At 71.0% G+C, this 13,641-nt stretch carries 16 protein-coding genes; 6 read left to right on the top strand and 10 right to left on the bottom strand.

The genetic code is table 11. The features are described from left to right. Positions 1 to 16: 16 nt before the first annotated feature. From B7K22_RS01920 to ybaK, 6 genes are all read right to left on the bottom strand, one after another. A complete protein-coding gene (locus tag B7K22_RS01920; RefSeq protein ID WP_084038098.1) occupies positions 17 to 721 on the bottom strand; it encodes a VIT1/CCC1 transporter family protein in 705 nt (234 codons plus the stop codon). A 138-nt stretch (positions 722 to 859) separates the two neighbouring features. After that, positions 860 to 1,279: a hypothetical protein gene (locus B7K22_RS01915; protein ID WP_144276192.1), complete on the bottom strand. Its 420-nt coding sequence runs from the start codon at positions 1,277 to 1,279 to the stop codon at positions 860 to 862. After that, a complete protein-coding gene (locus B7K22_RS01910) occupies positions 1,269 to 1,460 on the bottom strand; it encodes a helix-turn-helix transcriptional regulator (protein WP_084038096.1) in 192 nt (63 codons plus the stop codon). The genes B7K22_RS01915 and B7K22_RS01910 overlap by 11 nt, the downstream gene beginning before the upstream one ends. Positions 1,461 to 1,657: 197 nt before the next feature. Further along, positions 1,658 to 4,360: a DEAD/DEAH box helicase gene (locus B7K22_RS01905; protein ID WP_371327640.1), complete on the bottom strand. Its 2,703-nt coding sequence runs from the start codon at positions 4,358 to 4,360 to the stop codon at positions 1,658 to 1,660. 102 nt (positions 4,361 to 4,462) lie between these two features. Next, positions 4,463 to 5,200: a YggS family pyridoxal phosphate-dependent enzyme gene (locus B7K22_RS01900; RefSeq protein ID WP_084038095.1), complete on the bottom strand. Its 738-nt coding sequence runs from the start codon at positions 5,198 to 5,200 to the stop codon at positions 4,463 to 4,465. Continuing rightward, complete coding sequence (gene ybaK / locus B7K22_RS01895) at positions 5,197 to 5,694, bottom strand: Cys-tRNA(Pro) deacylase (RefSeq protein ID WP_084038094.1); 498 nt, start codon at positions 5,692 to 5,694, stop codon at positions 5,197 to 5,199. The genes B7K22_RS01900 and ybaK overlap by 4 nt, the downstream gene beginning before the upstream one ends. Positions 5,695 to 5,819: 125 nt before the next feature. Here ybaK and rnhA point away from each other — a divergent pair, with 125 nt between their 5' ends. Continuing rightward, on the top strand, positions 5,820 to 6,245 hold the full coding sequence (gene rnhA, locus B7K22_RS01890) for a ribonuclease HI (RefSeq protein WP_084038093.1): 426 nt from the start codon (positions 5,820 to 5,822) through the stop codon (positions 6,243 to 6,245). A gap of 15 nt (positions 6,246 to 6,260) precedes the next feature. Here the strand turns inward: rnhA and B7K22_RS01885 are convergent, their stop codons facing one another. From B7K22_RS01885 to B7K22_RS01870, 4 genes are read right to left on the bottom strand one after another with little or no spacing between them, the layout of a single operon-like run. Continuing rightward, positions 6,261 to 7,133, bottom strand: a complete 873-nt coding sequence (locus B7K22_RS01885) for a 3-methyladenine DNA glycosylase (protein ID WP_084038092.1) — start codon at positions 7,131 to 7,133, stop codon at positions 6,261 to 6,263. 13 nt (positions 7,134 to 7,146) lie between these two features. Next, positions 7,147 to 8,112, bottom strand: a complete 966-nt coding sequence (locus B7K22_RS01880; RefSeq protein ID WP_084038091.1) for a hypothetical protein — start codon at positions 8,110 to 8,112, stop codon at positions 7,147 to 7,149. Between the two features lie 39 nt (positions 8,113 to 8,151). After that, on the bottom strand, positions 8,152 to 9,192 hold the full coding sequence (locus tag B7K22_RS01875) for a heparan-alpha-glucosaminide N-acetyltransferase domain-containing protein (protein ID WP_144276191.1): 1,041 nt from the start codon (positions 9,190 to 9,192) through the stop codon (positions 8,152 to 8,154). Further along, positions 9,189 to 9,674 carry a ClbS/DfsB family four-helix bundle protein gene (locus B7K22_RS01870; RefSeq protein ID WP_159448717.1) on the bottom strand — a complete coding sequence of 162 codons (486 nt, stop codon included), beginning with the start codon at positions 9,672 to 9,674 and terminating at the stop codon, positions 9,189 to 9,191. Before B7K22_RS01870 ends, B7K22_RS01875 begins: the two co-directional genes overlap by 4 nt. A 58-nt stretch (positions 9,675 to 9,732) precedes the next feature. Here B7K22_RS01870 and B7K22_RS01865 point away from each other — a divergent pair, with 58 nt between their 5' ends. From B7K22_RS01865 to B7K22_RS11995, 5 genes are all read left to right on the top strand, one after another. Beyond that, positions 9,733 to 10,518 carry a fumarylacetoacetate hydrolase family protein gene (locus B7K22_RS01865; protein WP_084038088.1) on the top strand — a complete coding sequence of 262 codons (786 nt, stop codon included), beginning with the start codon at positions 9,733 to 9,735 and terminating at the stop codon, positions 10,516 to 10,518. 72 nt (positions 10,519 to 10,590) lie between these two features. Further along, complete coding sequence (gltX, locus tag B7K22_RS01860; protein ID WP_084038087.1) at positions 10,591 to 12,090, top strand: glutamate--tRNA ligase; 1,500 nt, start codon at positions 10,591 to 10,593, stop codon at positions 12,088 to 12,090. Between the two features lie 9 nt (positions 12,091 to 12,099). Continuing rightward, positions 12,100 to 12,678: a GNAT family N-acetyltransferase gene (locus B7K22_RS01855; RefSeq protein WP_084038086.1), complete on the top strand. Its 579-nt coding sequence runs from the start codon at positions 12,100 to 12,102 to the stop codon at positions 12,676 to 12,678. Next, the gene (locus B7K22_RS01850; RefSeq protein WP_084038085.1) at positions 12,651 to 13,394 is read left to right on the top strand and encodes an HAD family hydrolase; all 744 of its coding nucleotides are present in this window, start codon (positions 12,651 to 12,653) and stop codon (positions 13,392 to 13,394) included. The genes B7K22_RS01855 and B7K22_RS01850 overlap by 28 nt, the downstream gene beginning before the upstream one ends. Beyond that, the gene (locus B7K22_RS11995; RefSeq protein ID WP_159448716.1) at positions 13,394 to 13,564 is read left to right on the top strand and encodes a hypothetical protein; all 171 of its coding nucleotides are present in this window, start codon (positions 13,394 to 13,396) and stop codon (positions 13,562 to 13,564) included. The genes B7K22_RS01850 and B7K22_RS11995 overlap by 1 nt, the downstream gene beginning before the upstream one ends. The last annotated feature ends 77 nt before the right edge of the window (positions 13,565 to 13,641 follow it).

Below are 13,641 nucleotides of genomic sequence, written 5' to 3'. Positions count from 1 at the left end.
AGCCCGGCCCCGCGCGTCACACCGCGACGCCGACCGCCGCTCCTATGCCGTAGGTGATAGCGAGGGCCAGCGAGCCTCCCAGCACGTTGCGCGCGACCGCGCGAGGCCGGCCCGAGCGGGCCAGCGTCGCGGAGATGACTCCTGTCAGCGCGAGCATCACCACGACGGTCGCGAAGGTGGCCGGCACCTGCCACGCTGGCCCGACCAGGACGATCATCAGCAGCGGGACGATCCCGCCCGCGAGGAACGACACCAGCGAGGCGATGCCGGCGTGCAGAGGGCTCACGAGCTCGTCAGGGTCGATCCCCAGGTGCATGAGAGCGTGGATCGCGAGCGGGTCCTTGGCGGTCTGCTCGCGCGCGGCGACCTGCGCTGTCTCCTCGCTCATCCCCGTCTCCGTGTTGAGGCGGACCAGCTGCGCGAGCTCCCACTCGGGTCGCTCGACGTGCCACCGCCGCTCCCGGGCGAGCTGAGCCTTCTCGGCGTCTCGCTGTGAGGACACGGAGACGAACTCGCCGACGCCCATCGAGAGAGCGCCCGCCGCGAGCGCGGCGATGCCGGCGGTGAGGATCGCCGTGTCGTTGCCGGGCGTCGCAGCGGCGACGCCGACCACCAGGGCGGCAACCGACACGATGCCATCGTTCGCGCCCAGCACGCCCGCGCGCAGCCAATTGAGGCGGCCGCTGAGGCGCGCCTCCTCGGGGTGGTCACGGGTGTCCATGGCGCCAGGCTAGAGCGAGGGCGTGCGCGCAGTCCAGCAAGGCTCACCTGTGTTCGGAGCGCCGAAATGCCTGGTAAGGCGCTCAGTCATGGAGGAGTGCGGAGGGCCGATGCGCGTGTCAGGGCCGCGCGACCGGCGTCACTGGGTGCGGCTTCTGGCCACCGTGGACACCAGGAAGGTGAGCAGCCCCGCCCAGAGCACCAGGCCGGCCACGCCCCACCCCGGCAGTCCGTAGAACGACCCGATCATGCCGCCCACGGCCGCGATGCCCATGGCCATCGCCGAGTCAGCGAAGGCGCCGGTGAGGATGCGATCGTCGCGCTCATCCGCGACGCCGTTGGCGACGCGCGAAGCGAGCCCCAGCCTGGGTCCGGCGCTCCACAGCACAAGGGCGATGCCCAGGACCACGGACCCGCCCTGGATCGCGCCCTTGCCGATCGAGTCATGCCCCGTGGCGTACGCGATCGCTGCGATGGCGGTAACGGCGGCGGCGCCTGACACGAAGCCTGCAGCCTTGGCGACGGGGGCGGCCATCGTCCTCGTGCCTTCAGTCGACATGGAAGATCTCCTCGATGGTGGTGGCGAAGTGGGCGGCGAGCGCGAAGGCGAGCGGCAGGGAGGGGTCGTACCTGCCCTGCTCGATGGAGTTGATGGTCTGGCGCGAGACGCCGAGCGCCTCTCCCAGGGCCGCTTGGGACAGGCCCTGCTGCTCGCGTCGGGCGCGAACGTCGTTGCGCATCGGCTCTCCCCAGGGCGATGAGTGCTGTCAGGCGACCTTGACGTGACAAGTGTGCTTGACATGGCCTCATGTGTCAAGGGTGCTTGTCATCACCTCGGAGAAGAGACCGCGTCCCTTCAGCACGCCTGCCCACGGCGGACTTCGGAGACAACGCCCCTCCAGGAGGGGGAGCGATCATCCTCGAGGCTGCTTGGGCGCTACTGGGGGCCGACGTGAAGGAGCTCGATGACGGGCGCGCCGGCCTCGTCGGAAGCGTCCAGGTCGACGACAGCGATGATCGCCCAGTCGTGGTCGCCAGCCGGGTCGTCGATGACCTGGCGCACCAGCCACGTGCCTTCGGGCAGGGCCGCGTCCGGTGCGGCAGCCAACGCGGCGCGCGCCCGCCCCTCCCGGTGGTCGCCGCCGGGCTCGACAAACGTGACGAGCGCGGCCGAGCGAGCGTCGGGACCGATGCCGATCGCGTTGTCTCCCTGCGCCACGAACAGCGGGTCGAGCGCATCGCGCCATGCGTCCGCACCCCACCCTGCGCCGCCGTCGAGCGCTCCCAGCGCCTGGTAGTCCTCTCGCGCCGCGAGCTCGATCCGTTGGAACATCGCGTTGCGGACCAGGCGCCGGAGCACGCGGGGGTTGCCGGTCATGGGGCGTGCGGGTCCCGCGACGGCGGGCGCTGCGGCGGCAGAGGCCGGGTCCGCGTCGTCGCCCAGCGCCACGTCTGGGTTCATGAGCTGCTCCCACTCGTCGAGCAGCGACGAGTCCGTCGTACGAACCATCTCGCCGAGCCACTCGGTGATGGCGACCACGTCCTCAGTGCGATGCTCGGCGGGCACGGTCTGGCGGAGCGCTCGGTAGGCCTCCGCAAGGTAACGCAGGGCCACGCCCTCGGTGCGTTCGAGGCCGTACACGGAGATCAGGTCGCCGAACGACATCGCCTTCTCGAGCATGTCGCGTACGACCGACTTGGGCGACAGCTCGGCACCCAGAATCCACGGGTTCGACTGGCGGTACATCACGAACGCCGGCTCGAGCAGGTCCGCGAGGGGCCGCGGCCACGTCACCTCCTCGAGGAGCTCGAGGCGCTCCTCGTACTCGATGCCGTCCGCCTTCATCGCGGCGACAGCCTCGCCGCGCGCCGCGTGCTGCTGGGCAAGCAGGATCTGGCGCGGGTCCTGGAGCGTGGCCTCGATGACCGACACGACGTCGACCGCATGGTCCGGCGAGTCGATGCTGATCAGGTCCATCGCGGCGAGTGCGAACGGAGACAGCGGCTGGTTGAGCGCGAAGTGGCGCGGAACGTCGACGGTGAGGCGGACCGTGGGGCGCTCGCCTCGCGGGTGCGAGGGGTCCGGCACGCGGACACGTTCGACGACGCCTGCCACACGCAGCGAGCGATAGATGCGCAGCGCCTGGCGCACATGGGCGGCGCGCTGAGCCTCGGTCTCGTGGACTGCCCCGAGCAGTGCGCCCATCGCGAGCACCGGATCCTCCGCCTCACGCCCGAGCGCCGCATTCTCTGTTCCCCTCGCAAGGATGTTGAGCACCATCGCGTGGGTGACGGCGAAGCTCGACGTCAGCGGCTCGGGGGGCGCATCGCGGAGCCGCTCGAACGTCGCGTCCGTCCAGTTGACCGAGCCGGCCGGAGCGGACTTCCGGACGATCTTCTTGCGCTTCTTGGGGTCATCGCCGGCCTTCGCGAGCGCCTTGCGATTCTCGATGACGTGCTCGGGCGCCATCACCAGGACCTCGCCCTCGGTGTCGAAGCCGGCGCGCCCAGCCCTGCCAGCGATCTGGTGGAACTCGCGGGCCGTGAGGTGGCGCATGCGCTCGCCGTCGTACTTGACGAGCGACGTCAGCAGCACGGTGCGGATGGGCACGTTGATGCCCACGCCCAGCGTGTCCGTGCCGCAGACGACCTTGAGCAGTCCCTGTTGGGTGAGCCGCTCGACCACCCGCCTGTACTTGGGCAGCATTCCCGCGTGGTGCACGCCGATGCCCGCCCTGAGGAACTTCGACAGCGTCCTGCCAAAGCCGGTGCCAAAGCGGAAGTCGCCCAGCGCGTCGGCGATGCTCTCCTTCTCCGAGCGCGAGGCGACCTTCATGCTCAGCAGCGACTGCGCACGGTCCACGGCGTCCTTCTGCGTGAAGTGCACGATGTAGACGGGCGCGCGGCCGGTCTCGACCAGGCGTTCGACGGTGTCAGGCAGCGGCTCGAGGCAGTACTCGAAGCTCAGCGGGACCGGCCGCTCGAGCGTGGTGACCTCGGCGACGGCCCGCCCCGTGCGGTCGGTGAGGTCCTCGACCAGCCACGCGGTGTCGCCGAGCGTCGCCGACATGAGCACGAACTGCGTGCGCGGCAGCTCGAGCAGGGGCACCTGCCACGCCCACCCGCGCTGGGGGTCGGCGTAGAAGTGGAACTCGTCCATCACCACGAGCGACGCGTCGGTCGCGGCGCCGTCGCGCAGAGCGAGATTCGCGAGGATCTCGGCGGTGCAGCAGATGATCGGCGCGTCCGCGTTCACGGCCGAGTCGCCTGTCATGAGCCCCACGTTCTCCGAGCCGAACAGCTCGATGAGCGCGAAGAACTTCTCGCTGACCAGTGCCTTCAAGGGCGCCGTGTAGTACGTGCGGCCGCCCGTGCCCGCGCGGTGCGCGGCGAGGGCAGCGAAGTGGGCGGCGGCCGCGACGAGCGACTTTCCCGAGCCGGTGGGCGTCGCGAGGATCACGTGCGAGCCCGAGACGATCTCCATGAGCGCCTCGTCCTGATGGGGGTACAGCGCGAGGCCCGCATCGGCGGCCCATCCGCCGAACGCCTCGTAGAGCGCGTCGGGATCGGGCGCCTCGCCCTGGGGCATCGAGGGCAGGCGGTCGAGGAGGGGGGCGCTTGAAGGAGGCATCGCGTCCATTGTTCCCTGTGCGCCGCTGGGGCAGCGCCCATGCGCAGGCGCCGGGGCGGCGTGGGCAACGGTGCGGCGTGGGCGAGAGTTGCCTCATGGGGTCGGGGGGCGCTAGGGGGTGGCGCGGGTGCCCATCACCGCCGAGCCGACGCGGACCATCGTCGCGCCCTCCGCGATCGCCCACTCGAGATCGGACGACATGCCCATCGACAGATGCCACGCCTCGCGCAGGTCCAGATCGCCGCGCTCGGACAGGATCAGCGCGTCGTCGCGGATCTCGCGCAGGCGCCGGTAGCCCGTGCGGACCGCGTACTCGTCGGGGGAGTTCAGGCCGATCGTCATGAAGCCGGTGACGGTGAGGCCGGGCAGGTCCTGCACGGCGGAGGCCAGGGCGAGCGCCTCACCAGGATCGACTCCCGCCTTCGATTCCTCGCCCGACACGTTGACCTGGACCATCACGTCGAGGTCGCGTTCGGCCTCGAGGCACAGGCGTGACAGGCGCTCGGCGAGGCGCAAGGAGTCGACGGTCTGGACGCAGTGCGCGAACTCGACGGCGATCGCGGCCTTGTTGCGCTGCAGCTGGCCGATGACGTGGATACGGGCGCCGGCAGCGCGCAGCGCCTCGCCCTTGGCGGCGAGCTCCTGCATGCGCGACTCGCCCACGAGGGCGCCGCCCGCGCGCACCACCCCAGCCGCCGCATCGGCGTCCCACGTCTTGGTCGCCACCATGACCTGCACGCCTGCGCCGGCACGGCCGGCCTGAGCCTCGGCGACATGCACCCGTGCGCGCACCTCGGCGAGCCGTGAGGCGGGGTCCCAGTCGGCGGCAGGCGAGGCGAGGTCGGTCATGGATCCTTCCGGAGGGGTGCGGTGGTCGCGCCGGTCAGACGCACCAGATCGTGGGGGGCCAGGGAGACATCGAGGCCGCGCCGGCCGCCGCTCACATAGATGCGGTCGAGGGCGAGCGCGGAGTCGTCGATCACCGCGGCAAGTCGCTTGCGGCCACCCAGCGGCGAGATCCCGCCCACCACATAGCCGGTGGCGCGTTCGGCCTCGGCTGGTGGGGCCATGGTCGCGCGCTTGGCACCCAACGCCTTGGCGGCGGCCTTGAGGTCGAGCGAGCCGGTGACGGGCACGATCGCCATCGCGAGGACGCCGTCAGCGTGCACGCACAGCGTCTTGAAGAGCGCGGCCGGATCGACACCGAGCGCCTGCGCGGCCTCCAAGCCGTACGACAGCGCGGTCGACGGGTCGTGATCGTACGGGTGGATGCCGTGAGGCACGCCCGCGGAGACCAGCGCGGCGACGGCTGGAGTGCTCGCGGCCTCTGTCCTGCGTCCCATGGCGACCAGTGTGCCGTACGGAGCCAGGTCGCCACGGCGTCGGTTCGGCGCGCGTGGGCGCCGACGCCCCGCGCGCAGTGACCTAAGGTAGCGGCGTGACGGAGCCTGAGCTGACTCGAGTGGACATGTGGACCGACGGCGCCTGCAAGGGCAACCCCGGCGTGGGCGGTTGGGGAGCGTGGATGCGCGCCGGAGTCAAGGAGCGCGAGCTGTTCGGCGGCGAGAAGCAGACCACCAACAACCGCATGGAGCTCACGGCCGTCATCGAGGGGCTCAAGTCGCTCAACAGGCCCTGCCAGGTGACGCTGCACGTCGACTCGCAGTACGTGATGAACGGTGTCACCACGTGGATGAAGGGCTGGAAGCGCAACGGCTGGAAGACGCGCGACAAGAAGCCGGTCAAGAACCAGGAGCTGTGGATCGCGCTCGACGAGCAGGTCGCGCGCCACCGGGTCGAGTGGGTGTGGGTGAAGGGCCACGCCGGTGACCCCGGCAACGAGCGTGCCGACGAGCTCGCGAACAGAGGCGTCGAGGCGGCCCGTCGCGCGTGAGGGCCGCCAGGCTCGTCAGCCGGACAGCAGCTGGTCGCAGACCTCGATGAGCCGCGAGCGCAGGGGAGCCGCCCGCCGGGCGAAGGCACGCTGGTGCGCCGCGTAGTCGGACTTGCCCTCAGGTGTCTCCACGGCGATGGCGGGGAGCCCGTAGGACGACACGTCGTACGGCGACGCCTGCATGTCGACGCGGCGCACGTCGCGCGCGAGCTCGAAGCAGTCGAGCAGCACGTCGCCGGGCGCCGCCGGACCCAGCTTCATGGCCCACTTGTACAGATCCATGCTCACGTGGAGGCAACCCGGCTGGTCCATCGCGGGCTGTGCCGATCGCGAGAGGTCGTGCGCATTGCGCGGCGCGGCCTGAGGGGTGAAGAACCGGTACGCGTCGAAGTGCGTGCAGACCAAGGGGTTGGCCTCGACCGCCGCATCGGTGCCATCGGCTCCCAGGCGCAGCGGCAGGCCGTGGCGGCGCTCCGCATTGCCCGCTCGGTACACCATGGCCCATTCGTGCATGCCGAAGCATCCGAGCAGGGGCCGACGCCCCGCGGTCGCGGCAAGGAGACGTCGGATGTGCCGCACGCCGTCGCCGCGCTCCGCCATGAAGGCGTCGACGTCCAACTCGGTCACCCCGTCTCTGGTGACGTACCAGCGCTGCGTCGCATGCGCATCGACTCCCGCCAAGCCCACGCCGACGCCTGGGTGCCACCGGCGCAACTGGGCCGGCCTAGTGGAGTAGTAGTCGTAGAGGAAGTCCTCGATCGCGTGACTCTCGCCGCGCGCGGCGCGCTCGCGGCGTCCGGCCGTCGCCTCGTCGGATCGAGCCTCATGCGCCCGGGCGAGCGCCAGCCACTCCTCGCGCGGAAGGGCGACAGGCGTGGCGACGGGCATGCTGACCAGTGTCTCAGGAGCGAGGTGCCCGCTCCCACCAGCGCAGCACCCGCAACGCTCGCAGCGTGATGAGACGGCTGGGCTCGCCGGGCTCCTCGATGTCGAGGTGGGTGCGGCCGCGGTGCACGCGCTCGAGCGGCCAGCGACCGTCGGGACGGCGCTTGGAACGCACGACGTCGACCGCCTGGGCCGCGCGCGGGGCCGGATCGCGGCCCGCGGCGCGCAGGTGGTCCAGCGCGCGCAGGATGTCGTAGTGCCACTGCGGCGGGTAGGACAGATCGAGGTAGACCTCGTCGACCACCTCGCCCGTCGACAGCCGGCGGAAGAGCGAGCGACTGAGCAGGTACTCCTCGCCAGCGCGCATCGCCTGGTCGAGCGCGGTCGACCGTCCGGTCGCTGCGGCGTAGTCCGCCAGGCCCTCGAGCACGTTGATGGTGGTGTCGAAGCTCGACACCGTCGCCCCGCGCTCGACCTCGCAGTTCCAGCCGCCGTCGGGCAGCTGCTCGCCCAACAGGCGCTCGACGATGAGTCGCGCGTCGCGCCCGGCCCAGACCGTCAGCGACACCACGCGCCCGTTGATGCAGGGCTCGACCTCGCCCGCGAAGAACGGCTGCCCGCCCTCCTCCCAGCGCACGGACGACTCGACCCGGTCGAGCGTCGCGGCCAGCGCGGGGTCCCGAGGGTCGGCTCCCAGGTCAGCGAGAAGTCTGAGCACCGGGAACGTCGCGGTCCAGGGCTGTCCCTCGCGCTCCCAGTCATCGGGCGTGAACCCCTCGGGCCAGAAAGCGGCCCGAGCCCAGCCTCCGTCCGGGTCGCGGGCTGCCATGAGTTGCGCGCCCCAACCTTCGTGCACGACGCGGGCACGCTCGGCGTCGACTGCGGCCGCCGGCGCGTCGAGCAGGTCGCGCATCACCTGCCAGCGCACGGCTGGATCGCCCGCGAGCAGCCACGCGACTACGTCGTCCGATGCGGCATCCATGGTCGCGAGCCTACGTCGCGAGGCCGTGTGCTCGCCCGACTACCGTGGCGCCGATGCGCGCGGGGCCCACGTCTCCACGGCGGCCCCGGAGACGGCGGACACCACTTGCTCGAGCGGACCTTGGCCGCGCCACGCCCTCCACGCGCAAGCGAAGCCCACGAGTGCGGCGCACAGGAGCACCAGAACGACGTTCGACGGGCTGACGATGATCGCGTCGCCCGCGATCCACACGATCAGCACCTGCAGCACGTAGAGCGTCAGCGCCATCGAGCCGGCGGCTCGCAGCGGCCAGAGCACGCGCGGCGCTCGCGGCGTCACCCACAGGCTCGCACCCAGCACCAACCCCGCTGCTCCGAGGTTGCGCAGCGCCTCCGCCGGCGAATACGAGTGGTAGTCGAGCGTCCACCTCCACGAGCCGTCCGAGGCGATCGCAGCGGCGGCCGACACCGCCACGGCGATCGCGAGGCCCACGATCGCGAGGGCGCCCGCGGTCGCGTCGGCCCTCAGGGAGAGCCGGCCGATCACGAGCCCGACCAGGACGTACGCCATCCACAGTGCGACGGGGTAACGATCCGCCCACAATGCGTCGAACGGCGTGGTCCCCAGGAGGTCGCCGGCAGTCGCCTCACGCAGTGCCGCGGCGGCCCAGCCTCCTGTCGCGACGAGCACCCCCGCCACCGCCAGCAACGCCCACGCGCGCCACCGCAGCAGCGGCAGCGCGAGCAGGAAGCACACACCCAGCGCCGTGAGGACGATCGCGATGCGGGTGCCGAGCAGCGTGAGCGCCACGCCCAGAAAGATGAGGATCGCGCCACGCGTGGCGATGCGGATGCGCGTCGCCCGCGGGTGGTCGGCGCCCACGGAAGCCGCGGCGACGGTGCCGCGCCGCGTCAGCATCAGCGTCATCGATACCCCTGCCAGCACCGCGAACAGCGAGGACGGGAAGCCGTGCGAGACCCAGAGCCAATGCCACCCGGCGGTGTCCGCGCCCCTGGTGCCGTCATCGCCCACGTGGGCCGCGACCATGCCCAGCACCGCGATCGCGCGAGCGACGTCGAGCCCATCGATGCGGCGCGTCACGGCGCCGTGCACTCCGCCAGCACGCTCTCGCCCCACCGGTAGTGGGCGCCCAGGCACTCGTGCGCGACGTGGCCCAGCGACTGATCGCCGGCCCACGCATGCGCGCCGCTGTCGAAGAGGGAGCCGTCGTCGAGCTCGTGCACGGCCTCGACCATGCGGGCGTGGGAGTCGGTCAGGAGACAGCGGACTTCCTCGTACGGCCGATGCGCGTGCTCGCTGAGCATCTGCGCGTTCAGCTCGGCGAGGCGATCCCACGTGTAGCCGGGTGCAGGGAAGGCGGGCTCGACGCCCGCGCGCTCCCTCGCGACCCACGACAGGAACAGCAGGTGCCAGCCGTGCAGGTGCGCGAGCACGTCCGCGACGCGTTCCCCGGACCATTCCGGTAGGACGGCGTGGTCCGGCAGCGCATCCGCGTGGTGCAGCAGCGCGGCCAGCTGCGCGTCCCCGTCCGCGATGAGCGCATCGGCCGTGGTGGGCGTCATGCCTCGCATCGTAGGCACACGTGCTCGCCGCCAGGAAGTCGCGGCTAGGCTGGAGGTCATGCGCATCGCGAGATTCACGACCGGTGACGAGCCGCGGTACGCGGTCGTCGACGGAGAGGCAGGCCAGGAGGAGCTGGTGGTCCTCACCGGCGATCCGATGTACACGCCGGGGGAGGTGACCGGCGAGCGCATCCCCCTCACCGACGACGTTCGCCTGCTGGCGCCTGTCATCCCGCGCTCGAAGGTGATCTGCCTGGGCAAGAACTACGAGGCCCACGCCAAGGAGATCCCGCACCGCGGTCCCGCGTCCGAGGTTCCCATCATCTTCCTCAAGCCCAACACCGCCGTGATCGGTCCCGACGACCCCATCGTGCTGCCCAGCTACTCCGACGACGTCCAGCTCGAGGCGGAGCTCGCCGTCGTGATCGGCCGGCTGTGCAAGGACGTCGCTCCCGAGCACGCCGAGCAGTACATCTACGGCTACACCTGCGCCAACGACGTCACGGCCCGCGACCTGCAGCGCGCCGAGGACCAGTGGTTCCGCGCCAAGGCCTTCGACACGTCGCTGCCGCTCGGACCGTGGATCGAGACCGACCTCGCGGCGGACGATGCGCAGATCACGTCCCGCATCAACGGCGAGACCGCGCAGTCCGGCAACACCCGGGACATGATCCGCGACGTCACCGAGGCGGTGGCGATGGCCTCCGAGGTCACCACGCTGCTCCCGGGCGACATCATCCTCACCGGCACCCCGTCCGGCGTCACCCGGCTGAGCCACGGCGACATCGTCGAGATCGAGATCGAGGGCATCGGCACGCTGCGCAACCCCGCGATCCGCCGGTGATGCGCACCTCCGCATTCCTCACCCACCCGGCCGGCGCATCGGCCACCCGCCATCCATGGAGAGCCTGACATCGTGACCGAGACCGTTGCCGCGCCCGAGGTGCGCGTCCGCTTCTGCCCGTCGCCCACCGGCACGCCCCACGTGGGGCTCATCCGCACGGCGCTGTTCAACTGGGCGCATGCTCGCCACCACGGCGGCACCTTCGTCTTCCGCATCGAGGACACGGACGCCGAGCGCGACTCGCAGGAGTCGTACGAGCAGCTGCTCGACGCCCTGCGCTGGTTGGGCCTCGACTGGGATGAGGGGCCCGAGGTGGGGGGCCCGCACGCTCCCTATCGCCAGTCCGAGCGGCACGAGCTCCACATGGACGTCGCGCGTCAGCTCCTCGAGGGTGGCTACGCCTACGAGTCGTTCTCGACGCCCGAGGAGGTCGAGGAGCGGCACAAGGCTGCTGGGCGCGACCCCAAGCTGGGCTACGACGGCTACGACCGCGACCTCACCGAGGAGCAGAAGGCCGCGTTCCGCGCGGAAGGGCGCCAGGCTGTCATCCGTGTGCGGATGCCGGACGAGGACATCGCCTTCACCGACCTGGTCCGCGGCGAGATCACGTTCCCGGCCGGCTCGATTCCCGACTTCGTGATCGTGCGCGGCAACGGCCAGCCGCTCTACACCCTCGTGAACCCGGTCGACGACGCCCTCATGCGCATCACCCACGTGCTGCGCGGCGAGGATCTGCTGTCCTCCACGCCGCGTCAGATCGCGCTGTATCGCGCGATGGTCGAGCTCGGCATTGCCGAGCGCGTGCCGGAGTTCGGCCACATGCCGATGGTCACCGGCGAGGGCAACAAGAAGTTGTCCAAGCGGGCTCCCGAGTCCAATCTCTTCCTGCACCGCGATCGCGGCTTCATCCGCGAGGGCCTGCTCAACTACCTCGCCCTGCTGGGCTGGTCCATCGGCCCCGACCGGGACGTCTTCACGCCGGACGAGCTCGTGGCGGCGTTCGACATCAGCGACATCACCCCGAACCCCGCGCGGTTCGACCTCAAGAAGGCGGAGGCGATCAACGCGGACCACCTGCGCGCGCTGCCCCTCGGGGAGTTCGTGAACCGCATGGTGCCGTACCTGCACGCGAGCGGGCACCTCACCAGCGCCGACACGCGCGAGCTGACGCCCAACGAGGAACAGATCCTCGCGGAGGCCGCGCCGCTCGTGCAGACCCGCATGAACCTGCTGGGCGAGGCGCCAGGGATGCTGGGCTTCCTGTTCGTGGGCGACGACGAGCTGCCCTACGACGAGGCCGCGATCGCGAAGCTGCCCGACAACGCCGCCGAGGTGCTCGACGCCGCCGTCGGCGTCCTCGAAGGTCTCGACGACTTCTCGCCCGAGGCGCAGCAGGAGGCGCTGCAGGCGGTGCTCGTGGACGAGATGGGCATCAAGCCGCGCTTCGCGTATGGGCCGCTGCGCGTGGCGATCACCGGCAGGCTCGTCTCGCCTCCGCTGTTCGAGTCGATGGAGATCCTGGGCCGCGAGCATGCCCTCGCCCGGCTGCGCCGGCTGCGCGTGTCGCTTTAGGCCCCTCCGGTGACGACGGCCGATGCGAGGGCTGGGCTCGGCCCGTGGGTCAAGCCCACGATCGTCGGCGAGCTCGTCACCCTGCGGCCGTACCGAGCCCAGGACGCGGACGCGGTCTGGGAGATGATCCACGACGTCGAGGGCAACGACCTGACGGCGACCACGGCCGCCTTCACGCGCGAGCAGATCGATGCGTGGGCCGCGTCTCGCGCGGACGCGTCCGGGCGACTCGACCTCGTGATCGAGGACAACGACTCCGGACAGTTCGCGGGCGAGGTGGTCCTCAACGAGCCGGTGATCGAGGCTGGCGTGGCGGCGTCCGCCAACTTTCGCATCGCCCTGCGTGGATCCGCCTGGTACGGCCGCGGCCTGGGCTCGGAGGCGACGGCGCTGCTCGTGGACCACGCCTTCGTGTCCGTGGGACTCGAACGCCTCACGCTCGAGGTGCTCGCACGCAATCCGCGCGCGATTCGTGCGTATGAGAAGGCCGGGTTCGTGGAGTCCGGGCGCCGTCACGACGAAGGTGAGGAATGGGTGGACATGGAGCTGACGCGAACGCGATGGAACGCGGCGGTGGCCGGCCGATGATCAGGGGAGTGCTGCTCGACGTCGACGACACCCTCGTCGACACCCGTGGTGCCTTTCGGCACGCGCTCCTGCGCGTGGCGGACGAGTACCTGCGCGAGGGGCTCGACCCCGATGAGGTGGTGCAGTTCTGGCGGGCCGACTGCTCCGGCTGGTACCGCGCCCACACGCGTGGCGAGATGTCCCACCGCGAGCAGCGTCACCGCCGTGCCAACGAGCTGCATGCCGAGTTCGGCGGCGACCCCATGGACGACGAGGCGTACGACATCTGGGACGCGGGCTTCGAGCGCCACTTCCGCGAGGGCTGGAGCGCCTTCGACGACGCGCTGCCACTGCTCGACGCGCTCGACGACGCGGGACTGGCGTACGGCGCGGTCTCGAACGCGGACCTCGCGTACCAGGAGCTCAAGCTCGCGGCGTGCGGGCTGGAGCGCGTCGAGATGTTCGTGGGCGTCGACACCTTCGGCGTCGGCAAGCCCGATCCTCGCGTCTTCCTCGAGGGCTGCCGGCGACTGGGACTCGAACCCGCCGAGGTCGCGTACGTCGGCGACGAGCCCGACCTCGATGCCGTGGCGGCCGCCGATGCTGGGTTGACCGGCGTCTGGCTCGACCGGCCCGGTACGCGACGGGGCTGGAGCGTGGAGTCGATGGAGCTCGACCCACGCATCACTCGGGTGACGTCATTGGACAGGATGCTCGACGCGTTACCGGTGACGTGATGAGCGACGACAGCGCTGACCGAACCGACAGGCCGCGCCGCGCCGGGATGAGCGCGGGCGTGGTGATCGCTCTCGTCGCGGCCATCACGACGGCGATGTGGGTCGCCCTGAGCGATGGCGACGCCGACGAACCGGTGCAGCCGACCCCGACGGCGACCGTATCGCCGTGACGTCGAGGGACGCGGCGCTGGTTTGGCGGGGCGGCTGCGGCACGGTAGAGTAGTGCGCCGGTCGGGGTTCGTCTCCG

The organism is Demequina sp. NBRC 110053 (assembly GCF_002090095.1).
Classification (GTDB): domain Bacteria; phylum Actinomycetota; class Actinomycetes; order Actinomycetales; family Demequinaceae; genus Demequina.
Note: the sequence above shows the minus strand (reverse complement) of the source record. Positions and strands in the feature narration are given on the sequence as shown.

Excerpts from the sequence above, each read along its gene's own strand:
- B7K22_RS11995 (WP_159448716.1), top strand. The coding sequence starts at position 13,394 with ATGAGCGACGACAGCGCTGACCGAACCGACAGGCCGCGCCGCGCCGGG.
- B7K22_RS01885 (WP_084038092.1), bottom strand. The coding sequence starts at position 7,133 with ATGCCCGTCGCCACGCCTGTCGCCCTTCCGCGCGAGGAGTGGCTGGCG.
- B7K22_RS01900 (WP_084038095.1), bottom strand. The coding sequence starts at position 5,200 with ATGACCGACCTCGCCTCGCCTGCCGCCGACTGGGACCCCGCCTCACGG.
- B7K22_RS01920 (WP_084038098.1), bottom strand. The coding sequence starts at position 721 with ATGGACACCCGTGACCACCCCGAGGAGGCGCGCCTCAGCGGCCGCCTC.
- B7K22_RS01880 (WP_084038091.1), bottom strand. The coding sequence starts at position 8,112 with ATGGATGCCGCATCGGACGACGTAGTCGCGTGGCTGCTCGCGGGCGAT.
- B7K22_RS01905 (WP_371327640.1), bottom strand. The coding sequence starts at position 4,360 with ATGGACGCGATGCCTCCTTCAAGCGCCCCCCTCCTCGACCGCCTGCCC.
- B7K22_RS01915 (WP_144276192.1), bottom strand. The coding sequence starts at position 1,279 with ATGTCGACTGAAGGCACGAGGACGATGGCCGCCCCCGTCGCCAAGGCT.
- B7K22_RS01850 (WP_084038085.1), top strand. The coding sequence starts at position 12,651 with ATGGAACGCGGCGGTGGCCGGCCGATGATCAGGGGAGTGCTGCTCGAC.
- B7K22_RS01865 (WP_084038088.1), top strand. The coding sequence starts at position 9,733 with ATGCGCATCGCGAGATTCACGACCGGTGACGAGCCGCGGTACGCGGTC.
- B7K22_RS01870 (WP_159448717.1), bottom strand. The coding sequence starts at position 9,674 with ATGACGCCCACCACGGCCGATGCGCTCATCGCGGACGGGGACGCGCAG.
- ybaK (WP_084038094.1), bottom strand. The coding sequence starts at position 5,694 with ATGGGACGCAGGACAGAGGCCGCGAGCACTCCAGCCGTCGCCGCGCTG.
- B7K22_RS01910 (WP_084038096.1), bottom strand. The coding sequence starts at position 1,460 with ATGCGCAACGACGTTCGCGCCCGACGCGAGCAGCAGGGCCTGTCCCAA.
- rnhA (WP_084038093.1), top strand. The coding sequence starts at position 5,820 with ATGTGGACCGACGGCGCCTGCAAGGGCAACCCCGGCGTGGGCGGTTGG.